Here is a 22,075-nt window from a genome sequence, read left to right on the forward strand (position 1 = left end):
GGGCCGGCGGCCCGTTACGAAAGTTGTCATGTCTTTTCCCGTCACCCGGCAAGCGGCCCTCGCGTCGCTGGCATTGGCCGTTGCCGCACCTGCCGTCCAGGCACAAACCCAGGCTCCCGTATTGAACGCTGTGCTGGTCACCGCCACCCGCACGCCCCAGGCCGCGCGCGACATCATCAGCGACACGCTGAGCATCGGCGCGGAAGAAATTGCGCGCAGCGGCGCCGGCTCCATCACCGAATTGCTGCAGCGCCAGCGCGGCATTGAGGTCTCCCGCAACGGCGGCCCGGGGGCCAACGCCAGCGTGTTCCTGCGTGGCTCCAACGGCAACCAGGTGATCGTACTGATCGATGGCGTGCGCATCGGTTCCGCCAGCAGCGGCGCCGCGGCATGGAATGCGATTCCGCTGGGCGCTGTGGACCATATCGAAGTGGTGTACGGCCCCCTGAGCACCCTGTACGGCGCTGACGCAATCGGCGGCGTGGTGCAGATCTTCACCCGGAAAGGCCAGGGCAGCCTGGCACTGGACGCCAATGTGATGGCAGGTACTTACGGCACGCGTTCCGGCACCGCCGGCATCTCCGGTAGCGCGGGCGCCTTCAACTATGCGCTCAGTGCAGGAAAGGAACGCTCCAGCGGTTTCTCCTCAACTCTGCCCGCCAGCACCAGCTACAACATGGACGACGACGGCTACGACCGCAAACACGCCAACGGCCAGCTGGCATGGCAGATTGCGCGCGGCCATGAGCTGGGCGTGCTGTTCCTGCATAGCGACCAGGAGGCCGATTTTGATAGCGGCACCAAGGCTCGCGCGTGGAGCACGCAGAAGCTGGACACCGCCGCGCTCTACTCACGCAATCGCCTGAGCGACGCCTGGCAGATGACGACGCAGATCGCGCAATCGCGCGACAAGTCCGGCAGCTTCACCGCAACCGCCACCACCACCGCCGCCAGCCAGATCAATACCAAGCAGTCCCAATATAGCTGGCAGAACGACATCGCGCTGGGCACGGACAGCCTGCAACTGCTGGCCGAACACCGCAAGGAAGAAGTCGAATCCAATACCGCAGCCCTGGTGCGCGAGCGCAGCACCACGTCCTGGGCCGCCAGCTACAACATGAAGCGCGGCGACCACCTGCTGGCCGCTGCCGCGCGCAATGACGACAGCTCGCAATATGGTTCGAAGAGCACCGGTTCGCTGGGCTACGGCTACCGCATCACACCGGGCCTGCGCGTCAACGCCAGCTATGGCACCAGCTTCCGCGCCCCAACCTTCAATGAGTTGTACTACCCCGGCTACGGCCTGCCGACCAATCGTCCGGAAGAAGGCCGCAACCGCGAAATCGGCATCCACTTCGAACAGGGCGCTACCACGCTGGGCGCCGTGGCTTACCGCAACAAGCTGACCGACCTGCTGGTGAATATCTCACCTTGCCCACGGCCCGGCTTCCGCAGCGGCTGCGCCTATAACGTCAACCAGGCTACGCTGGAGGGCATCTCGCTGTCGGCACGCCAGCAACTGGGCAACAGCTTCACGCTGTCCGCCAACGCCGACCTGCAAAACCCGCAAGACGACGGCAGCGGCAAGCAGCTGGTACGCCGCGCCAAGCGCCACGGCAATGTGGCGCTGGAATATACTGCGGGCAGCCTCACTACCGGCGCCGAATGGCAGGTGTCAGGCTACCGCTTCGACGATACGGCCAACCGCAACCGCCTGGGCGGCTACGGTTTGCTGAACCTGCACGCGGCCTGGGAGTTCGACCGTTCCTGGACTGCCACCCTGCGCTGGAACAACGTGACCGACAAACACTATGAACTGGCGCGCAATTACGCCACCGCCGGTTCCACCGTGTATGCCGGCCTGCGCTACAGCTACAAATAAATGAGATAAGCTGCCCGCTATGCATCCCTTTTCCGCCAACCTGCGCATGCGCGCAGCCACCGTCATCGTCCTGCTGGTGCTGTTATCGCTGGCCAGCCTGGTGGCTGCCGGCATGATCGGTTCAGTCAGCATCCCAATGGCCGACATGCCCGGTGCGCTGCGGGAATTCATCAGCGGGCAGCCAACCTCCCTGTCCGGCCACCTGCTTGGCTTGCGCGCCGAACGTGCGGCGACCGCTTTCGTCACCGGCGCTTCGCTGTCCCTGGCTGGCGTCATGATGCAGGCCCTGCTGCGCAATCCCCTGGCCGACCCCTATGTATTGGGCATTTCGTCCGGCGCATCGGTCGGTGCGCTGGCGGCATTGCTGTTCATGTGCGCTGCGTGGATAGTAGATGCCGCCTCCTTCGCCGGCGCCGTCGCGGTGTCGATGATGCTGTATTTCCTGGCGCGGCGCGACCTGCGCGGCGGCACCGCGGCGGAAGGCGGCACCGCGCTGCTGCTGTTGACAGGCGTGATCCTGTCTTCGGGCTGCATTGCCCTGGTTACCCTGATGCTGTCGATCGCACCCGAAAGCCGCCTGCGCACCATGGTGTTCTGGCTGATCGGCGACCTGTCCGGTTCCCCGATCCGCTGGCTGCCATGGATCGTACTGGCCGGCGGCATGGCATTCGCACTGCGCGCTGCGCGCTCGCTCAACGTGATGGCCTTGCATGCGGAAGCGGCTGCCACGCTTGGCATCCGCGTCAGCGCCCTGCGCAAGGGACTGTTCTTCTGTTCCGGCCTGCTGACCGCCAGCGCCGTAACCACGGCCGGCAGCATCGGCTTTGTCGGCCTGATCGTGCCGCACGCCTGCCGCTTCGCCTTCGGCCCCGACCACCGCTTGCTGGTGCCAAGCGCCACGCTGGTGGGCGGCGCCTACCTGGTGCTGGCCGATACCATGGCCCGCACCATCATCGCGCCGCAGCAATTGCCGGCGGGCGTGGTGACGGCGCTGGTTGGCACGCCCGTCTTCCTATACCAATTGCACCGCCTGAGGAAATAAGATGATCGGCACTCATCAACTGCACCTTGCCATGGGCAAGCGCACCCTGGTCGACCAATTGGACTGGCAGGTCGGCGATGGCGAATGCTGGAGCGTTATCGGCCGCAACGGCGCGGGCAAGAGCACGTTGCTGCGCACCCTGGCCGGCCTGCGCCAGCCGGAAGCCGGCCATGTCAGCATCGACCGCCGGGCACTGGGCGAATGGCCGCTGCAGGAACTGGCGCTCAAGCGCGCATTCCTGGCGCAGGCGCGCAGCGACGCCTTCTCTTATTCCGTGATCGAAACCGTGCTGTCGGCGCGCCATCCCTACCACGCCAACCAGTACTGGGAAAACAGCGATGACCACCATGCTGCGATTGCCGCATTGGGCGCCATGGAAGTCGATCACCTGGCGACGCGCGACGTACGCACGCTGTCCGGCGGCGAGCGCCAGCGTGTGGCAATCGCCGCCATGCTGGCACAGGATACGCCGCTGCTGTTGCTGGACGAACCTGCCAATGCGCTGGACCTGGCGCACCAGGTCAGCGTGATGTCGCTGCTGTCCAAGCTCTGCCGCGAGCAGCGCAAGACCGTGGTGATGGTCGGCCATGACCTGACCCTGGCGCATAGCGTGTCGTCGCACGCCCTGCTGCTGATGGGCGACGGACGCTGGCTGGCCGGGCCGGTCGAAGAGGTCATGCAGCCTGCGGTCCTGAGCGAATACCTCGACCACCCAATCGAAATTGTCCGCCACGGCGAACGCACCATCTTCATTCCCGGGAGTCCCCAATGAGCGACATCAACGACCGCCACCGCGACCGCATGGCGCGCAAGAAGGGCTATCATCGACGCCAAGATCGCGGCGGCGGACAAAAATATCGGCGTCCTGGTCGTCAACACCGGCAACGGCAAGGGCAAGAGCTCGAGCGGCTTCGGCATGGCGATGCGGGCCATGGGGCATGGCATGAAGGTCGGCGTGGTGCAGTTCATCAAAGGCGCCATGTCGACCGGCGAAGAGCAGTTCCTGCGCCGCTTCCCGGAAGAATGCAGCTTTCACGCCATGGGCGAGGGCTATACCTGGGAAACCCAGAACCGCGAGCGCGATATCGAGAAAGCGCAGCAGGCCTGGGAACAGGCGCGCGCTTTCCTGCGCGATCCGTCGTATGGCATGGTGGTGCTGGATGAACTGAATATCGCCCTGAAGTACCGCTACCTGGACGTGCACGACGTGATTGCCGACCTGCTGGACCGTCCTGACATGCAGCACGCCGTGGTTACCGGCCGCGCCGCTCCGCAGGAGTTGATCGACGTCGCGGATACCGTCACTGAAATGACCGTGGTCAAGCATGCCTTCAAGGCCGGCATCGCGGCGCAGCCGGGCACGGAATGGTAGCCCGCGCCGTCCTCATTGCGGCCGCCGCATCCGGCCAGGGCAAAACCACCGTCACCGCGGCACTGGCGCGCAAGCTGGTGCGCGCCGGGCGCCGCGTGCGGATCTTCAAATGCGGCCCGGATTTCATCGACCCGATGGTGCTGGCGCGCGCTTGCGGCTCGCCGGTCGAGTCGCTTGACCTGTGGATGGTCGGCGCTGAACGCTGCCGCGCCTTGCTGGCCGAGGCGGCATCCCAGGCAGATGCGATCCTGGTCGAAGGGGTGATGGGCCTTTATGACGGCACGCCTTCCGCTGCCGACCTGTCGCGCGAATTCGGCTTGCCCGTGCTGGCCGTGATCGATGCCGGTGCCATGGCACAGACGGCCGGTGCACTGGTGCACGGTTTGCGGGACTATGGACCGGTTGCCATGGCAGGCGTGGTGGCGAACCGCATTGCCAGTGCGGGCCATGCGGCGATGGTAGCGGCCTCGTTGCGCCACATCCCTTTGCTGGGGACCCTGCCCAAACAGGCGGCATCGCTGCCCGAGCGTCATCTGGGCCTTGTGCTGCCCGACGAAGTGGCGGGCATCGATGAATTGCTCGATACCCTGGCGGAGCAGTTGACGCTTGATCTCGCGGCGTGGGATGCCTTGCCTGCCGTGCACATCGCGGCCGGCAGCACCGACGGCGACGGCGATGCTGCGGCCGTGCGGCCGCTTGAAGGTACACGCATCGCCATCGCCCGCGATGCAGCATTCATGTTCCTCTACCCTGCCAACCTGGCCACGCTGAAAACGCTGGGCGCACAACTCGAGTATTTTTCCCCGCTGGCCGACGAACCGGTGCCGAGCGACGCCACCGCCATTTACCTGCCGGGCGGCTACCCTGAACTGCACGCAGCCGAACTCTCCGCTGGCCAACGCTGGCAAGCCTCGCTGCGCGCAGCCCACGCCGATGGCCTGCCCATCGTAGCGGAATGCGGCGGCATGATGGCGCTCACCGAATCGCTGCAGGATAAGCAAGGCAAGGACTGGCCGATGGCCGGCCTGTTGCCTGGCAGAGTCGCCATGCAGGCCCGTCTTGCCGGCCTTGGCGCACAGGCGATGCCGACGGCGCATGGGGCGCTGCGCGGCCATACCTTCCACTATTCACGCCTGGAGACCAGCGTGCCGGCCGAAGCGACGACGCAAAAGCACCCAAGCGGCGCCGCAGGCGAAGCCGTCTACCGATTAGGGTCGCTGCAAGCTTCCTACTTCCACGGCTACTTCCCCTCCAACCCCGCCGCAGTGGCGGCCATGTTTTCGCGGAGCGCAGCATGACCCGCACCCTGGTTTTTGGCGGCGCGCGCTCCGGCAAAAGTGCCTATGCCGAGCGGCTTGCCGTAGCTTCGGGCAAAGAGGTGGTCTATTTCGCCACCGCTGCCGCGGGCGACGCGGAAATGACGGCCCGCATCGCCCAGCACCGCGCGCAGCGCCCGCAGCACTGGCGCACCATCGAGGAACCGCTAGCGCTTGCCGCTGCCCTGGCTGAATGGCGGGCACCGCAACGCCTGGTGCTGGTCGATTGCCTGACACTCTGGCTGTCCAACCTGATGTTCAGCGAGGGCACGCAATACCCGGATATCGGCATGATCGAGCTGCCGTCCCGCTTCCACGAACAACGCGCGGCCTTGCTGGACGAACTGGCAGTCGACCGCGGCGACCTGGTGCTGGTATCGAATGAAGTCGGCATGGGCATTGTGCCCTGGGGAGCGGTCACGCGCAGCTATGCCGATGAAGCCGGCCGCCTGAACCAGTCGGTTGCGGCAGTATGCGACCGGGTTGCCTTTATCGCGGCAGGCTTGCCGCTGATGTTGAAGGGCACCTGATGCTATTGGCAGGCCTGGACTGGTCCATATTCGCAGCCGCCCTGCTGGCCGGGGTGCTGCTCGACGCCATCCTGGGTGAAGTGTCGCGCTTCCACCCGCTGGTCGGCTTTGGCCGCCTGGCCGGCGCCATCGAGAAGCGCCTGAACCGCCCTGCCGCCGAGCTGCCCGCGCCCTTCGCCCGCTTCGCTCACGGTGCGCTGGCCTGGGCAATCGCCGTGCTGCCTCTCACCATGCTGGCCGCCTGGACCTGCGCCCAGCCGCTGCCGCCCGCAGCACAAGCGGCCTTGCAAGCAATCCTCCTCTACTTCTGCCTCGGCCTGCGCAGCCTGCGCGACCACATGCTCCCCATCTGGCGCGCGCTGCAGGCGAGCGACCTGGCAGGCGCCCGCACCCTGACCGCCCGCATCGTCAGCCGCGACACCGGGCATGCCACCGAATCCGACCTCGCCAAGGCAGCCACCGAATCAATGCTGGAAAACGGCAACGACGCCGTCTTTGGCACGCTGTTCTGGTTCGCCATCGTCGGCGGCCCCGGCGCCCTGATGTTCCGCCTCGCGAATACGCTGGACGCCATGTGGGGCTACCGCACCGAGCGCTTCAACCTGTTCGGCCGAAGTGCCGCCCGCATCGACGACGCCCTCAACTACCTGCCGGCGCGCCTGACCGCATTCAGCTACGCCCTCCTGGCGCCCGGCGCAGGAAGCACGCGCCGCGCACTGGCCTGCTGGCGCAGGCAGGCCCCCGCATGGAGCAGCCCCAACGCCGGCCCGGTGATGTCCGCTGGCGCCGGTGCGCTCGGCCTGCAACTGGGCGGCGCCGCCAGCTACGGCGGCGAAATCGAGCAACGCCCGCCGCTTGGGCAGGGCAACCAGGCATCGGCCGCCGACATTCCGCGCGCCTGGCACCTGGTGCGCAACACAACCGGGCTGTGGATGGTCATCCTGCTGGCCATCGCCTATGGAGCACATCATGCTTGAACACGGCGGCAAGCTGCGCGAGGCGGCGCAACGCTATGGCCGCAACGACTGGCTCGACTTGTCGACCGGACTGAATCCCAACGGCTATCCAGCGCCAGCTTTGGCCATCGATGCCTGGCACCGCCTGCCCGAACATGACCCGGCCCTGCTGGACGCCGCGCAGCGCTACTACGGTGCGCCGCGCATGCTGGCAGTGGCAGGCACGCAGGCAGCGATCCAGGCGCTGCCCCGCCTGCGTCCACCGTCGCGCGTGGTCGTCGCCAGCCCAAGCTATGCCGAACACCTGCACCACTGGTCGCAACATGGACACTGCACCAGCGCAGTTCCCTACAGCGAACTTGACGCGGCCGCGGCCAGCGCCGACGTGCTGGTGGTCTGCAACCCGAACAATCCCACCGGCGCCCGCGTGCCCCGTGCGGCACTGCTCCAGTGGGCCGAGGCGCTGGCTGCACGCGGCGGCTGGCTGGTAGTCGATGAAGCCTTCGCCGACACGGACGGTCACCACAGCATCGCCGACGCCGCACAGGCGCCCGGCCTGGTCGTGTTACGCTCCGTCGGCAAATTCTTCGGCCTGGCCGGCCTGCGCCTCGGCTTCGTCGCCGCACACGAAGATATCCTCGCGCCGCTGGCCGACACGCTCGGCCCCTGGGCTGTCAGCGGGCCGGCGCAACAAGTCGCACGCGCCGCACTGGAAGACCGCGCGTGGCAGCGTGCCACGCAGGAAGGACTGCGCGCGGCCGGCAACCGGCTGCGCGACCTGCTGGCCGGCCACGGCATCGCCAGCAATGGCACGGCTTTGTTCCAATGGTGGCCGGAGCCGCGCGCCGAAGAATTTCACGACCACATGGCACGCCGTGGCATCTGGGTGCGCCTGTTCCGTGAGGCCGCCCGCGGCATCCGCCTCGGCCTGCCGCCCGACGAAGCAGGCTGGAAACGCCTCCAACAGGCATTGAACGAATGGACCGAACGATGAAAAGATACCTGCTGATTCCCGCCCTGTGCGTGGCCCAACTTCAAGCGCACGCCGCCATCACCGTCAATGACGACGACGGCAAGCCGGTCACCCTGCAAAAGCCGGCGCAACGTGTGGTTGCATTGGCACCGCACGTCACCGAACTGTTGTTCGCGGCCGGCGGCGCCGAAAAAATCGTGGGCGCGGTCAGCTACAGCGACTACCCGGAAGCCGCCAAGCAGGTTCCCCGCGTCGGCGACAACCGTCAGGTAGACTTGGAGCGCCTGCTGGCAATGAAGCCGGACCTGCTGGTGGTCTGGCGCCACGGCACTTCGGAACGCCAGATCGACCAGCTGCGCCAACTCGGCATCCCTATTTTCCACAGCGAGCCGAAAAAGCTGGACCAGATCGCCGATAACCTGGAAAAGATGGGCAAGCTGCTCGGCACCGAGCCGGCCGCCAACGCCGCCGCCAAGGAACTGCGCCAGAAGCTGGCGGCCCTGCGCGCACAATATGCCGCGCGCCCGCCAGTGCGCGTGTTCTACCAGGTGTGGGACAAGCCCCTGTATACCCTGAACGGTGAACACATCGTCAGCGACGCGCTGAAAGTATGTGCTGGCCAGAATATCTTCGCCGATCAGAAAGTGACGGCGCCGGTAGTCAGCGTGGAAGCCGTGCTGGAAGCCGATCCCGAAGCAGTCTTCGCCACGGCGGAAAAAGACTACGGCGGCGTCAGCCTGTGGCGCCCTTACAAGACATTCAAGGCGACCAAACAGGACAACCTGTTCACGATCGACGGCAACCTGCTCAATCGCGCCGGCCCGCGCATGATCGCCGGCACCGCCGTCCTGTGCGAAAAGCTGGAAGAAGCCCGCAAGCACCGCCCGGCAAAATGAGCTTCCCTTACCGCACCCTGATGGTCCAGGGCACCACGTCCGACGCCGGCAAGAGCACGATTGTCGCGGCCCTGTGCCGCCTGCTCAAGCAGCGCGGCGCGCGCGTTGCGCCCTTCAAGCCGCAGAACATGGCGCTCAATAGCGCCGTCACCATCGACGGCGGCGAAATCGGACGCGCCCAGGCGCTGCAGGCAATTGCCGCCGGCATCCCGTCGCATACCGACATGAACCCCGTGCTGCTCAAGCCAAGCAGTGACATCGGTGCCCAGGTCATCATCCACGGCAAGGTACGCGGCGACATGAATGCGCGCGACTACCACCAGTACAAGACCATTGCCATGGCGGCCGTGCTGGAATCCCACCAACGGCTGCTGGCGCAATACGAAACGGTGGTGGTGGAAGGCGCCGGCAGCCCGGCGGAAATCAACCTGCGCGACCGCGACATTGCCAACATGGGCTTTGCGGAAGCAGTCGACTGCCCCGTCATCCTCTGCGCCGACATCGACCGCGGCGGCGTGTTCGCCCACATCGTCGGCACCCTGTCCTGCCTGTCCGAGAGCGAACGCAATCGCATTATCGGCTTCGTCATCAACCGCTTCCGCGGCGACATCAAGCTGCTTGAACCCGGCCTGGAATGGCTGGAACAGCAGACCGGCAAACCGGTACTGGCGGTGCTACCCTACCTGCATGGCCTCTACCTCGACGCCGAAGACGCAGTGCAGGCGGTGCAGGCCGAGCGCGGCGCTTTCCGCGTGGTGGTGCCAAGCCTGCCGCGCATGAGCAACCATACCGACTTCGATGCGCTGCGCGCCCATCCCGGCGTCGACCTGCGCTTTGTCCGCAAAGGCGAAGCGATTCCGCCTGCGGACCTGATCATTCTCCCCGGCAGCAAGAATACGCGTGACGACCTGGCCGCGCTGAAAGAAGGCGGCTGGCCGCAGGCGATCACACGCCACCTGCGCTACGGCGGCAAGGTGATCGGCATTTGCGGCGGCTTCCAGATGCTGGGCACACTGGTGGACGATCCGCACGCCGTCGAAGGCCGGGCCGGCAGCGAGGCAGGGCTTGGCCTGCTGGATTTGCAAACGGAGCTCACGCGCGACAAACGCCTGGCCCAAGTCACCGGCCATTGCGCCTTCGACGATGCACCGGTCAGCGGCTACGAAATCCACATGGGCGTGTCGCACGGCTCCGCCCTGGCGCAACCGGCTTTCTTCATCGACGGCAGGCCGGAAGGCGCCATCTCCGCCGACGCCCAGGTGCTCGGCAGCTACCTGCATGGCCTGTTCGACCATCCGCAAGCCGGCCGCGCCCTGCTGCATTGGGCCGGGCTGGCGACGCAGCACACCGTCGATACCAACGCCTTGCGCGAAGCTAGCCTTGATCGGCTGGCCGCAGCCTGCGAACCGCTGATGGAAGCCCTGCTCAAACCGAGGTAGGAATTGCTTTATTTGCAAACACTTTCAGGATTGGCTACCATCATCCTGTTGAGTAACCGCATTTCAAGTCAAGGCCCGCACAACAGTGAAGCTGATTCGGAAAAGCAGCCTGGTTCGCAGGCAAAAAGACGCCACCATCCATTGCGAGATTGAGCTATGCGAGGTGGCTGGCGCAGTGGCCGACGCGCTGGAAAAACCCGCGGCCCGCTACCTGGTCAACCTGCGCCAGGGCCGCACCGGCGAAGAATGGCGCGAGAGCACGCGCACACCGCAGCCGGTTGACTGGCAAGCCGCGGAAACCCTGTTCGAATTGGCGCTGGTCGAACGCGCCGCGCAAGGTTTCAGCGACCCGGCATCGGCCCCGGAGCCGGCCACGCCGCAAGGCGCGGCCCTCACTCCAGCCCCTGCGCAGGCCGCACTCGATCCTGCCGCCGTCACGTTGCTGCAGCAACTGCAGGCCGGTAATTGGAAAAATCTGGACCAGCACCATCGAAACCGCGTCATCTGGCGCATCGGCGAGCGCCGCCTGCGCGGCGCCGTTCCCACCATGGTCGACCTGATCGCGCGCGGCGATGCCATGCAGGATTACTGCCTGGCCTGGGCCATCGGCCGCTGCGGCGATGCCGGTGCATCCATCGCCATGCAGGAGCTGCACGCACGCGGCCGCACGGACGCCGTGCGCCGCATCGCCCTGCAAGCCTGGCTGATGCTGGCCGACAGCGTCGCCCTCCAGGCGCATGGGGCCCGCCTGCTGGCCGATTGGCCGGCCATGCTGCGCACCGCCTGGGACCAGCAGGACGAAGAAAAGCTGCTGTCGATCGCTGCCGGTGACGACGAATGGCAAGGCTTGTCGAAATCGGACTGGCTGGAGCAGTTGCACCAGGTAGCCCTCAGCCAGCCGATGGCGCGCCGCGTCCTGCGCAGCCACCTGAAGCGGATGCGCCTGCGCGCAGGGACTTTCCGCGCCGTGCGCCACATTTACAAAGCGGCCGAAATGGCCGGCGATGCCGAGCTGTTTGGCCTGCTCCAGCAGCGCTTCGACACCGACACCCATACCAGCAGCAGCCAGTGGGTTTATGTGCGCCGCGCCTACACCAAGTATGCCGAGGAAGCTTCGCGCCCCGACAGCAAGGTCGCTTACGGCCTGCGCACGCGCGACTACCTGCGCCGGCGCGGCTGGCGTACCCTGCGCCGCCTTGCGCAGGACCGCGATCCGGCCTACGTCCAGATGGCTCTCGGCGTGCTGGCCGCGATGGATGACAGCGACGCCGGCCAGCCGAACGCACGCGGCGGCCGTTTCTACGACAGCTACAGCCACTGGATGGTGTTCAATCGCGTGCTGCGCGCACGCGGGCATTGGTTAAGCAACCGCCACGGCACGAGCTGGTACCAGCGGCAACCGATCCAGCCCGACGAAAGGCGTCAGGAAGCCTTCCCCGAACTGTGGGATGCCCAGCCAGGGGCCTTGCTCGCGCTGATGCAGCAAAGCCGCTGCGCCGGCGTGCACGAATTCGCGGCGCGCGCGCTGGCTGATAACCAGGCTTTCTGCGCCGCACTGGAACCGGACGTGATTCGCGAGCTGCTGCGCAGCCACTACCTGCCGACGGCACGTTTTGCCTTCCAGGTGGCGCGCCGGCGCTTCGAACCGGGTATTCCACCGACCGAATGGCTGCTCTTGCTAATCCAATGCACACTTCCAGAAGCCACCCAGTATGCGCTGGACTGCATCGTGCGCGACCCGTTGAGCTACGCGGCCGACCCGCTGCTGGTCGCCACCATCGCCTGTGCCCCGCTGGAAGCGATACGGCGCCAGGGTCGCCTGCTGTGCCAGGTCGCCGCCACCTTGCCCGACCAGGCGCCGGCCATTGTCATGCAGCTGCTCGACTGGCTGGACAACTGCGCCGACATAGACGATGCGCGCAATACCGTGCGGCCGATCGGCGCCGACCTGCACTGGCTGATCGAAAATCCACTGCGCGATGCCGCCGCCGGCGCGCCGTACGAACGCCTGTTGCGACTGCTTGGGCATCCGCTGGCTGCCGTACGCCTGCTGGCCTGCCAGTGGCTGATGTTGCATCGGGCGCCGACCGGCATGCTGCCTGGTTCCAAGCTGGCCGTGCTGCTGAAAGATGAAGACGCCGAGGTGCGCGGCGCTGCGGTGCGCCTGTTCGGCATGCTCCCGGACCAGGTACTGGCCGCGCAATCGGACTTGATCATCGCCTTCGCCACCAGCGCGGAAGCGAGCACAAGGCGCGGCGTCGATCCTGTCATCCAACGCCTGAGCGCCGCCGATGCCGGCTTCCGCCACACCTTACTGGAAGGCCTGCTCGACGCATTGTTCCGCAGCGAAACCGGCGACGGCATGCACGCCGACCTGGTGGCCTGGGTGACCGGGCCGCTGAAGGATGAAGCACAACTGGCCGATACCGCCTTGCTGGCGCGCCTGCTGGCAGCGCGCAGCAAAGGCGCCCTGCTGCTTGGCTCGCGATTGCTGCCCGGCTTCCGCCCCGAGCAGTTTGACGTGGCGGCATGGGCAGCCTTCGGCCGCAACCCGACGGCCAGCGTGCGGCAGTGGGCATTCGAGGCTTACCGTTCCGACCCGCAGCGTGTGCGCGGCCAGATGGAGGCCGCGCTGCGCATCTTCGACAGCCGCTTCGACGACAGCCGCGAATTCGCCTCGGCCTTCTTTACCGATGCCTGCACGCGTGACGACTGGACGCCGTTGCTGCTGGTGAACCTGTGCGACCACCAGGACCCGGCGGCGCAACGCTTTGGCCGCGCCATGATCACCAGGCACTTCGAGGTCGGCGACGTGACCGAGCTGCTGGATAAGCTGAGCCAGCACCCTTCCGCCAATATGCAGCTCTTCGTCAGCTCCTGGCTGGAAAGCGCCTGTGCCGGCGACGTGCACAAGCTGCAGCGCATGGAGGCTTACTTCCTCAGCGTGCTGTCGCAAGTGAATCGCGGCCGCGTCGTCAAAGGCCGGGTGCAAGCCTTCCTGCGCGCGCAGGCTGAACTGTCGGAAGACATTGCCGGCTTTGTCGCCAAGCTGTTTGCGCGCCAGGTGCTGACCGTCGCCATTGCCGACAAGGCGCAATACATCGAAGGCCTGCGCACCATCCAGCAACGTTATCCCGGGCTGCCCGCAGCCATCACGATCCACACGCCGGCGGCCATCGCCGGCCGGGGAAGCAAGTCATGAGATTCCAGTACCGCTACTACGGCGAGACTTACGTCAGCAACAGCGCCGCGTCGACCGACATGCGCTTTGTGCCGGACACCCTGCGTGCCCCGACCCACTTCGTTGCCGACATCAATAAGCACATCCCGTTCCGCGAGGCGATCTCCGCGCTGCACGACGTGGTGGTGGCAGACCAGCGCTACCAGCCCAAGGACAAGACGGCCTACAAGGAATGGGTAGCGCAAAACGAAGAGATGATGCTGGCGCAATTCCAGGCCCGCAGCAGCGAATTAAAGGAGCAGTTGCAGCCGCTGCAATCGGAAATGCGCGCACTGCAGGCCCGCAAGTCGAAGCTGATGAAGCCTTTCTACGAGGCACAGTCCAAGTACTACAATTACCTGTACCAGACCAACCGCGAGCTGTGGATCGCACTCGACCCGGTCATCACCGTACACCCGGACCGCGTGTTCTTCGAGTGCTTCAGCCGTGACGAATCGAGCTACGCCTCGCTAAGTTGCAGCCACAATGTATTCGACCATATCGGCGACTTCGCTTGCGGCACCACCAATATCGACTACTCGGAAAGCCTGTACGGCGAATTCCAGAAGATCCGCGACTACAAGAGCACCAGGCTGTCGATCGACCCTACCGGCTTCCAGGTCAAGACTGCGGACGACCCCGAGTTCATCGAAGAAAAGATCGACGTGCCCGACACCTGGGTGCGCGGCTTCCTGCAGGTGAGCAGCGCCATGAACATGGTGGCGCGGCGGCTGGACCTGCATCCAATGGACGTGCACAACTTCTGCCTGCAGATGCGGCGCAAGAAAGAGCGCGTCGGCCCGCGCTCGATCCGCTTCGTCCTGGCGCCGGGCGAACCGGTGCGCGCGGTGTTCGAACCGTGGAATGAGGAAGTAGTCTGCCGCCGCTCCATTTACCGGGGCAACGTGGCGGAGGAAGTTCGCATCTGGGGCCGCCGCCGCCTGATGCTGCTCGAACGCCTGATTCCGGTCGCCCAGAGCTTCACCGTGCACCTGATGGGCAGCGGACTGCCAAGCTTCTGGATCGCCAACATGCCCGACATGCAGTTCACGCTCGGCCTCTCCGGCTGGACCGCCAACGACTGGTCGCATGCCGGCCAGTTCGACTTGCTGGCGCCACGCGGCGAAATCGACAACGACAGCAAGGAAAAGGTCTTCGCCGCCCTAGGCAAGCGCTGGTTCGCCACCAGCGCCCAGTTGTCCCTCGACACCGGCCTTGATCGCATGATGGTCGAACGTGCACTGACCTTGTACACCCAAGCCGGCCGCGTCATCTACGACCTGGTGAATGAAGTCTACCGCCTGCGCGAGCTCGCACGCGACCCGCTGCCCTTGGACACGCTGCGCTTCGCCAGCCCCGAGGAGGCAGAAGCACAGAAGCTGGTCGCCCTTCACGCGATGAGCAACCACAAAGTCGAAGCGGTTGCCGACGGCGGAATTCGACTGAGCGCGCAAGCCAGGCAGGGCGACCGACAGTACCAGGTGATGCTGCGGCTGGATGCCGACGAACGCATCGTCGACGGCGCCTGCCAATGCAACTTCTTCACGTTCAACCGCATGCACAAAGGCCCTTGCGCGCACATGCTCGCGCTGCGAATGTCGCGGCAGCAGGCGGCATGAGGACGGCGACTGATATGAAAAAAGCAAATGAACTGATATACTCGTTTCAGCAAACACGGCGGGATGGCTCTTGCAACCCGAACGGTGGATCGCCGTTCACGTATTCAGCTCTTCCCATGCGCCACTGGCACGCTCTTCACAGTGCCATACAGGCACCAGTGCGGCAAGACGGTGTGACTGCCCTGCAGTCCATTCGCCGCACTGGTGCCGTATGGCATCGAGTGGAGCGCCCCAGTCTTAAAGGCTCTTCGATGACAGTCCCGCCGTGCTTGCATCTTTCGCGCTCGCCTCGCAAGGAGGCCATGCAATGAGCGCCACCGAACCCAAGCCAGTCACCACCCGCGCCGAATTGATGGAGCGCCTGCGTACCAGTTCGCGCCAGGAAGTCGTGCTGGGCGAAATGCAGCGCCTTGGCTTCTGGCCTGCCAATTCCGGCCAGCCCACCGAACTGGAAGAAGTAGTAAAACGCGAAGCTGAACTCAGTAGCGCCCTGCATCGCCTTGGACAGGAGCTGCGCACCATTCAGGATCCGGAGCAGGCGCTCAAGGCAATGCGCAAGGAACGCCTGGCCAAAGCACGGCAGCGCCGCGAGGAAACCCGCCAGAAGCGTGCGCGCGAGCGTTTTGAACGCGCGACGGCATGGCACCAGCGGCAGTCGACCGAACTGCTCTACCTGGGCGAAGGCGTTTCTTCCGGTTTGAACCAGGCCGAGAGCGATGCCGAAAAGCTGGCACGCTGGTCGCTGCCCGCAATGAACAACGCGAGCGAACTGGCAAGCGCCATGGGCGTCACGCTGCCGGAGTTGCGTTTCCTGAGTTTTGAGCGCCGTGTCTCGCGCATCAGTCATTACCGCCGCTTCGCCATGCCGAAGAAAACCGGCGGCGAGCGAATCATCTCTGCGCCGATGCCGCGCGTGAAGCGCCTGCAATACTGGGTGCTGGACAATATACTGGCCAAGGTGCCGCTGCACGACGCTGCGCATGGCTTCATCCCGGGCCGCTCAATTGTCAGCAACGCCCAGCCCCACGTGGGCAAGGCAGTCGTCATCAACCTGGACCTGAAGAACTTCTTCCCTTCGATCAGCCTGCCGCGCATCAAAGGCGTGTTCAAGGAGCTTGGCTACAGCGCACAACTGGCCACCACGCTCGGACTGATTTGCACTGAAACGCCCGTTGAAGAAGTCAGCGTGGACGGGGAGAAGTTCTTTGTTGCGACCGGCGAACGGGCCCTGCCCCAAGGTGCACCTAGCAGCCCGGCCCTGACCAACATCCTGTGCCGGCGCCTCGACGCGCGCGTGCAGGCCTGCGCGGCAAAACTGGGCTTCGCCTACACCCGCTACGCCGACGACCTGACCTTCTCCGGCGATGCCGCTGCTCGCAAGCTGGCCGGCAAGCTGCTATGGCGCATCAAGCAGATCATTGCCGACGAGGGCTTCACGCCGCATCCGGAAAAGCAGCACGTCATGAGCGATGCGCACTGCCAGAGCGTCACCGGCATCGTGGTTAACAAGAAGCTTTCCCTGGACCGCGACACCTTGCGCCGCTTCCGCGCCACCTTGTTCCAGGTCGAGAAGGATGGACCGGACGGCAAGCAGTGGAATGGCAATGAGAACGTGATCGATGCGCTCGAAGGCTATGCGCAGTTCATCAAGATGGTCGACGCCGCGAAAGGAGCGCCTTTGCTGCGGCAGGTTCGCGCAGCACGCGCGAAGTGGGCCGCGCCGACGCCCGCTGCAAACGCACCAGTCGCCCGCCGCAGTAGCGGATTCCGAGCCTTGTCTGCGCAAGGCAAGGCGCCGTGGGCCGGATTCTGGCAAGCCGCGGCACCGCCAGCACCCGTGCAGGAGAAGACACAGCAGCAACTGATGCAGGAAAAGATCGCGGCAAAACAAAAACCTGCTACGCCCACCAGCGGCCCTTCGAGGCCTACGGCAAGGCCGGCGGCCGAAGCACCGGCAGCGGCGCCAGCGCGAGGAGGTCGCGGAACGTTTACGGGCCGTCCATGGGTTGCCATCGTCGTCCAGGTCTATTTTGCCATTACCCTGGGCCTGAACTTCCACACGTCGCTGCCGTTTGTCGTTGCCGCCGTGCTGGCAGTGTCAGCCTGGCGGAACTACAGTGCAAAGTGGCCGCGCTATTTCTGTGCCATGCTGCTGGCCGTCATTGCGGGCATGGTCCTGCGGTAAAGCCCGCCGCGGCTAAACGGAGTCAGTAAGGATGCGGCAGCCTGGCCAGCTCAACGCTGCGCCAGACTGTGCGTTCAAGTGTGCGCCAGTCCTGCGCATCGGCAAACTGGAAATCGCGCATGCGGCCGCGCGGCCCTTGTTCCGGCGGCAGGCCTCGGTCGACAACCGCGACGACACGCGGCTTACCCTGCTCAAACACCAACGCTTCATCCGCGGCTTCGTTGGTGTTCACGTCAATGGCGATCACGCGGCCATCGTGCAGCATGGTCACCTTGTCGACCAGCGTATGCCCGACTACTACAGTCTTCGCACCGAAACGCGCCAGCACATACTGGACGTCCTCCGCTGACGCCAGGCCGCTCTCCTGATCCAGGTAGCCGCGGTACTGCGTCACTCCACTGCGGCCCAGCACAGCATCCAGCGCCGGCTTGACCGCAGGCGTGCCGCTCCAGTAATTTCGCATTGCTTCATTCAGCTGCGGCACGGTCAGTCCGCTGTCGGCAGTCGCCTTGCTAATGCCGCCGTGAGTAAACAGGACACTCCCCATCTGCAGGATCACTGGCTGCGCACGCAGCCAGTCGCCGATCACGGTGTCGCCGGCAAATGCTGGCACCGGACCGCCCATTTGGCCCAGTGCATACAAGTGTTCAAGGTGCGCGCGCGATGAATTCCCGCGCAGGATGTATTGCTCGTGATTTCCCAGCACCATATGCACAGCACCGCCCCCTCGTTGAGCTTCCTGCGCCAGCGAGTACAGTCGCCACAGCACAGCGAACACATCGCGGCCACGATCCACCGCATCGCCGACAATCACAAGGTGGCCCTGGCCGTATGCCCAGGCGCCGGCGCTGTCAGTCACACCCAGTTTCGCCAGGGCGCCCTCGAGGAATGCCAGGTTGCCCTCGATATCGCTTAAAACCGCAACCCTGTCCGGCATCGGGATGACGCCTGCAGCCACAGGCACCGGCGTACCGATCGGGTAAGTAGTGCGTTTGCCGGCGCAATCGATGGTCAATTGCGAACCGGTGAGTTGTTGCTGATGCACGCGATCTTCGCAGAACCAGCTTGCGGACCAGATACCGTCTGATGCCTTGCGCACGACCGGACCGTCCAGGAACCCTGGCAAAGTTACGCCATCGCCGGTACCCGCAGGCATCGCAACCTTGGCATAGCTCTTCCCGATCGGTACATACAGGCGTTGATGCACGCCATTAGGATTCAGTTCAAAGCGGGAGTGATAGAGTGCGGCCGCTACAAGCGCAAGCACCAGCAGGATGAAAAGGCCGGCGGCGATTGCCAGCCGGCGCAGGGGTTTCGTGATATTCATTTGGCAATATTAATCAAATACTGCCGGAAGCGCAAAAGCGAAAAGCCCGCTGGCAACTGCCTAGCGGGCTTTTCTAATAAGAGCCTGACGATAACCTACTTTCACACTGGTTGCAGCACTATCATCGGCGCAAAGTCGTTTCACGGTCCTGTTCGGGATGGGAAGGGGTGGGACCGACTTGCTATGGTCATCAGGCATAACTTGTATGCACCCTGCTCGCTGAGCAAGGTGCGCAATCTGGAAGAAGTAAAGTTGGGTATCTCAAACACAGGCAAGTGCTATATAACCGGCAAGGTTATAGGGACAAGCCGTACGGGCAATTAGTATCAGTTAGCTTAATGCATTACTGCACTTCCACACCTGACCTATCAACGTCCTGGTCTCGAACGACCCTTCAAAGAGCTCAAGGCTCTGGGAAATCTCATCTTAAGGCAAGTTTCCCGCTTAGATGCTTTCAGCGGTTATCTCTTCCGAACTTAGCTACCCGGCAATGCCACTGGCGTGACAACCGGTACACCAGAGGTTCGTCCACTCCGGTCCTCTCGTACTAGGAGCAGCCCCCTTCAAATTTCCAACGCCCACGGCAGATAGGGACCAAACTGTCTCACGACGTTTTAAACCCAGCTCACGTACCACTTTAAATGGCGAACAGCCATACCCTTGGGACCGGCTACAGCCCCAGGATGTGATGAGCCGACATCGAGGTGCCAAACTCCCCCGTCGATATGAACTCTTGGGAGGAATCAGCCTGTTATCCCCAGAGTACCTTTTATCCGTTGAGCGATGGCCCTTCCATACAGAACCACCGGATCACTATGTCCTACTTTCGTACCTGCTCGACTTGTCGGTCTCGCAGTTAAGCACGCTTATGCCATTGCACTATTAGCACGATGTCCGACCGTACCTAGCGTACCTTCGAACTCCTCCGTTACACTTTGGGAGGAGACCGCCCCAGTCAAACTGCCTACCATGCACTGTCCCCGATCCGGATTACGGACCAAGGTTAGAACCTCAAACAAACCAGGGTGGTATTTCAAGGTTGGCTCCATAGGAACTGGCGTCCCTACTTCAAAGCCTCCCACCTATCCTACACAGATTGGTTCAAAGTCCAATGCAAAGCTACAGTAAAGGTTCATGGGGTCTTTCCGTCTAGCCGCGGGTAGATTGCATCATCACAAACACTTCAACTTCGCTGAGTCTCGGGAGGAGACAGTGTGGCCATCGTTACGCCATTCGTGCAGGTCGGAACTTACCCGACAAGGAATTTCGCTACCTTAGGACCGTTATAGTTACGGCCGCCGTTTACTGGGACTTCAATCAAGAGCTTGCACCCCATCATTTAATCTTCCAGCACCGGGCAGGCGTCACACCCTATACGTCCACTTTCGTGTTTGCAGAGTGCTGTGTTTTTATTAAACAGTCGCAGCCACCAGTTTATTGCAACCTTTTCGTCCTTCCACAGTAAAGTGGTCAAACTACCGAGGCGTACCTTATCCCGAAGTTACGGTACCAATTTGCCGAGTTCCTTCTCCCGAGTTCTCTCAAGCGCCTTAGAATACTCATCTCGCCCACCTGTGTCGGTTTGCGGTACGGTCTCGTATGACTGAAGCTTAGAGGCTTTTCTTGGAACCACTTCCGATTGCTTCGTGCACTAGTGCACTCGTCCCAGTCCCTTGAATTACGTGCCCGGATTTGCCTAAGCACCTTCTATGAACCAGAAACTGACTATTCCAACAGTCAGACAACCTTCCGCGATCCGTCCCCCCATCGCATCATACGACGGTGCAGGAATATTAACCTGCTTCCCATCAGCTACGCATCTCTGCCTCGCCTTAGGGGCCGACTCACCCTGCTCCGATGAACGTTGAACAGGAAACCTTGGGCTTACGGCGTGCGGGCTTTTCACCCGCATTATCGCTACTCATGTCAGCATTCGCACTTCTGATACCTCCAGCATCCTTCACAAGACACCTTCGCAGGCTTACAGAACGCTCTCCTACCATATCCTTACGGATATCCGCAGCTTCGGTGACTGGCTTAGCCCCGTTACATCTTCCGCGCAGGACGACTCGATCAGTGAGCTATTACGCTTTCTTTAAATGATGGCTGCTTCTAAGCCAACATCCTGACTGTTTTAGCCTTCCCACTTCGTTTTCCACTTAGCCAATCTTTGGGACCTTAGCTGGCGGTCTGGGTTGTTTCCCTCTTGACACCGGACGTTAGCACCCGATGTCTGTCTCCCAAGCTCGCACTCAACGGTATTCGGAGTTTGCAATGGTTTGGTAAGTCGCGATGACCCCCTAGCCATAACAGTGCTCTACCCCCGTCGGTGATACTTGAGGCACTACCTAAATAGTTTTCGGAGAGAACCAGCTATTTCCAAGTTTGTTTAGCCTTTCACCCCTATCCACAGCTCATCCCCTAATTTTTCAACATTAGTGGGTTCGGTCCTCCAGTGCGTGTTACCGCACCTTCAACCTGGCCATGGATAGATCACTTGGTTTCGGGTCTACACCCAGCGACTAGCGCCCTATTCGGACTCGATTTCTCTACGGCTCCCCTAATTGGTTAACCTCGCCACTGAATGTAAGTCGCTGACCCATTATACAAAAGGTACGCAGTCACCCCTTGCGAGGCTCCTACTGTTTGTATGCACACGGTTTCAGGATCTATTTCACTCCCCTCCCGGGGTTCTTTTCGCCTTTCCCTCACGGTACTGGTTCACTATCGGTCGATTACGAGTATTTAGCCTTGGAGGATGGTCCCCCCATGTTCAGACAGGATTTCTCGTGTCCCGCCCTACTTGTCGTATGCTTAGTACCACCGCTCTGATTTCGCGTACGGGGCTATCACCCGCTATGGCGCCTATTTCCAGAGGCTTCCACTATCAGAACGACTATCACATACAGGCTCTTCCCATTTCGCTCGCCACTACTTTGGGAATCTCGGTTGATTTCTTTTCCTGCAGCTACTTAGATGTTTCAGTTCGCCGCGTTCGCTTTGCATACCTATGTATTCAGTATGCAATGACCTAAAAGGCCGGGTTTCCCCATTCGGAAATCTTCGGATCAATGCTTGTTTGTCAGCTCCCCGAAGCTTATCGCAGACTACTACGTCCTTCATCGCCTGTAATCGCCAAGGCATCCACCATGTGCACTTATTCACTTGTCCCTATAACCTTGACGGCTATAAGTTCAAGCACTTACTACTGTGTTTGATGAGTTTTACTACTACCCTAAGTGATATCTTTCGATATCGCTTAATAAAACTTTTACTTCTTCCAGATTGTTAAAGAACGATGAACATAAGAGTTCAAAC

General features: G+C 62.9%; 13 protein-coding genes, 2 rRNA genes and 1 pseudogene. 13 read left to right on the forward strand and 3 right to left on the reverse strand.

Going from position 1 to position 22,075, the window contains the following annotated elements; translation table 11 throughout:
- Positions 1-28: 28 nt before the first annotated feature.
- The 13 genes and pseudogenes from ACQ4MM_RS04980 (at position 29) to ACQ4MM_RS05040 (ending at position 17,430) form a co-directional block, all read left to right on the forward strand.
- Positions 29-1,882 (forward strand): TonB-dependent receptor domain-containing protein, encoded by a 1,854-nt coding sequence (locus ACQ4MM_RS04980; protein ID WP_431476348.1) that lies wholly within the window; start codon positions 29-31, stop codon positions 1,880-1,882.
- A gap of 19 nt (positions 1,883-1,901) precedes the next feature.
- Entirely contained in the window at positions 1,902-2,924 is a 1,023-nt protein-coding gene (locus ACQ4MM_RS04985; RefSeq protein ID WP_431476349.1) for a FecCD family ABC transporter permease, read from the forward strand.
- A gap of 1 nt (position 2,925) precedes the next feature.
- Positions 2,926-3,696, forward strand: coding sequence for an ABC transporter ATP-binding protein (locus ACQ4MM_RS04990; protein WP_431476350.1), 771 nt, complete (start codon positions 2,926-2,928; stop codon positions 3,694-3,696).
- Positions 3,693-4,296: pseudogene (gene cobO / locus ACQ4MM_RS04995) on the forward strand (cob(I)yrinic acid a,c-diamide adenosyltransferase). The gene ACQ4MM_RS04990 and the pseudogene cobO overlap by 4 nt, the downstream one beginning before the upstream one ends.
- Positions 4,290-5,594: a cobyrinate a,c-diamide synthase gene (locus ACQ4MM_RS05000; RefSeq protein WP_431476351.1), complete on the forward strand. Its 1,305-nt coding sequence runs from the start codon at positions 4,290-4,292 to the stop codon at positions 5,592-5,594. Before cobO ends, ACQ4MM_RS05000 begins: the two are co-directional and overlap by 7 nt.
- Positions 5,591-6,142, forward strand: a complete 552-nt coding sequence (gene cobU / locus ACQ4MM_RS05005; protein ID WP_431476352.1) for a bifunctional adenosylcobinamide kinase/adenosylcobinamide-phosphate guanylyltransferase — start codon at positions 5,591-5,593, stop codon at positions 6,140-6,142. The genes ACQ4MM_RS05000 and cobU overlap by 4 nt, the downstream gene beginning before the upstream one ends.
- The gene (gene cbiB / locus ACQ4MM_RS05010) at positions 6,142-7,119 is read left to right on the forward strand and encodes an adenosylcobinamide-phosphate synthase CbiB (protein ID WP_431476353.1); all 978 of its coding nucleotides are present in this window, start codon (positions 6,142-6,144) and stop codon (positions 7,117-7,119) included. The genes cobU and cbiB overlap by 1 nt, the downstream gene beginning before the upstream one ends.
- A complete protein-coding gene (gene cobD, locus ACQ4MM_RS05015; protein ID WP_431476354.1) occupies positions 7,112-8,092 on the forward strand; it encodes a threonine-phosphate decarboxylase CobD in 981 nt (326 codons plus the stop codon). Before cbiB ends, cobD begins: the two co-directional genes overlap by 8 nt.
- Positions 8,089-8,967 (forward strand): cobalamin-binding protein, encoded by an 879-nt coding sequence (locus ACQ4MM_RS05020; protein ID WP_431476355.1) that lies wholly within the window; start codon positions 8,089-8,091, stop codon positions 8,965-8,967. Before cobD ends, ACQ4MM_RS05020 begins: the two co-directional genes overlap by 4 nt.
- Positions 8,964-10,406, forward strand: coding sequence for a cobyric acid synthase (locus tag ACQ4MM_RS05025; RefSeq protein WP_431476356.1), 1,443 nt, complete (start codon positions 8,964-8,966; stop codon positions 10,404-10,406). Before ACQ4MM_RS05020 ends, ACQ4MM_RS05025 begins: the two co-directional genes overlap by 4 nt.
- Before the next feature lie 85 nt (positions 10,407-10,491).
- Positions 10,492-13,608 carry a hypothetical protein gene (locus tag ACQ4MM_RS05030; RefSeq protein ID WP_431476357.1) on the forward strand — a complete coding sequence of 1,039 codons (3,117 nt, stop codon included), beginning with the start codon at positions 10,492-10,494 and terminating at the stop codon, positions 13,606-13,608.
- Complete coding sequence (locus tag ACQ4MM_RS05035) at positions 13,605-15,245, forward strand: SWIM zinc finger family protein (RefSeq protein WP_431476358.1); 1,641 nt, start codon at positions 13,605-13,607, stop codon at positions 15,243-15,245. Before ACQ4MM_RS05030 ends, ACQ4MM_RS05035 begins: the two co-directional genes overlap by 4 nt.
- Before the next feature lie 307 nt (positions 15,246-15,552).
- Positions 15,553-17,430, forward strand: a complete 1,878-nt coding sequence (locus ACQ4MM_RS05040) for a reverse transcriptase domain-containing protein (protein ID WP_431476359.1) — start codon at positions 15,553-15,555, stop codon at positions 17,428-17,430.
- Positions 17,431-17,452: 22 nt separating this feature from the next.
- On the opposite strand, the gene ACQ4MM_RS05045 is transcribed toward ACQ4MM_RS05040, so the two are convergent.
- From ACQ4MM_RS05045 to ACQ4MM_RS05055, 3 genes are all read right to left on the reverse strand, one after another.
- On the reverse strand, positions 17,453-18,757 hold the full coding sequence (locus ACQ4MM_RS05045) for a metallophosphoesterase (RefSeq protein ID WP_431476360.1): 1,305 nt from the start codon (positions 18,755-18,757) through the stop codon (positions 17,453-17,455).
- 82 nt (positions 18,758-18,839) lie between these two features.
- Positions 18,840-18,952 (reverse strand): 5S ribosomal RNA (gene rrf / locus ACQ4MM_RS05050).
- Between the two features lie 104 nt (positions 18,953-19,056).
- A 23S ribosomal RNA gene (locus ACQ4MM_RS05055) occupies positions 19,057-21,928 on the reverse strand.
- Positions 21,929-22,075 lie beyond the last annotated feature (147 nt).

Origin of the sequence: Massilia eburnea (assembly GCF_050709955.1) — a bacterium.
Taxonomy (GTDB): domain Bacteria; phylum Pseudomonadota; class Gammaproteobacteria; order Burkholderiales; family Burkholderiaceae_D; genus Rugamonas; species Rugamonas eburnea_A.

Excerpts from the sequence above, each read along its gene's own strand:
- ACQ4MM_RS04980 (WP_431476348.1), top strand. The coding sequence starts at position 29 with ATGTCTTTTCCCGTCACCCGGCAAGCGGCCCTCGCGTCGCTGGCATTG.
- cobD (WP_431476354.1), top strand. The coding sequence starts at position 7,112 with ATGCTTGAACACGGCGGCAAGCTGCGCGAGGCGGCGCAACGCTATGGC.
- ACQ4MM_RS04990 (WP_431476350.1), top strand. The coding sequence starts at position 2,926 with ATGATCGGCACTCATCAACTGCACCTTGCCATGGGCAAGCGCACCCTG.
- ACQ4MM_RS05040 (WP_431476359.1), top strand. The coding sequence starts at position 15,553 with ATGAGCGCCACCGAACCCAAGCCAGTCACCACCCGCGCCGAATTGATG.
- cbiB (WP_431476353.1), top strand. The coding sequence starts at position 6,142 with ATGCTATTGGCAGGCCTGGACTGGTCCATATTCGCAGCCGCCCTGCTG.
- cobU (WP_431476352.1), top strand. The coding sequence starts at position 5,591 with ATGACCCGCACCCTGGTTTTTGGCGGCGCGCGCTCCGGCAAAAGTGCC.
- ACQ4MM_RS05045 (WP_431476360.1), bottom strand. The coding sequence starts at position 18,757 with ATGAATATCACGAAACCCCTGCGCCGGCTGGCAATCGCCGCCGGCCTT.
- ACQ4MM_RS04985 (WP_431476349.1), top strand. The coding sequence starts at position 1,902 with ATGCATCCCTTTTCCGCCAACCTGCGCATGCGCGCAGCCACCGTCATC.
- ACQ4MM_RS05025 (WP_431476356.1), top strand. The coding sequence starts at position 8,964 with ATGAGCTTCCCTTACCGCACCCTGATGGTCCAGGGCACCACGTCCGAC.
- ACQ4MM_RS05035 (WP_431476358.1), top strand. The coding sequence starts at position 13,605 with ATGAGATTCCAGTACCGCTACTACGGCGAGACTTACGTCAGCAACAGC.
- ACQ4MM_RS05020 (WP_431476355.1), top strand. The coding sequence starts at position 8,089 with ATGAAAAGATACCTGCTGATTCCCGCCCTGTGCGTGGCCCAACTTCAA.
- ACQ4MM_RS05000 (WP_431476351.1), top strand. The coding sequence starts at position 4,290 with ATGGTAGCCCGCGCCGTCCTCATTGCGGCCGCCGCATCCGGCCAGGGC.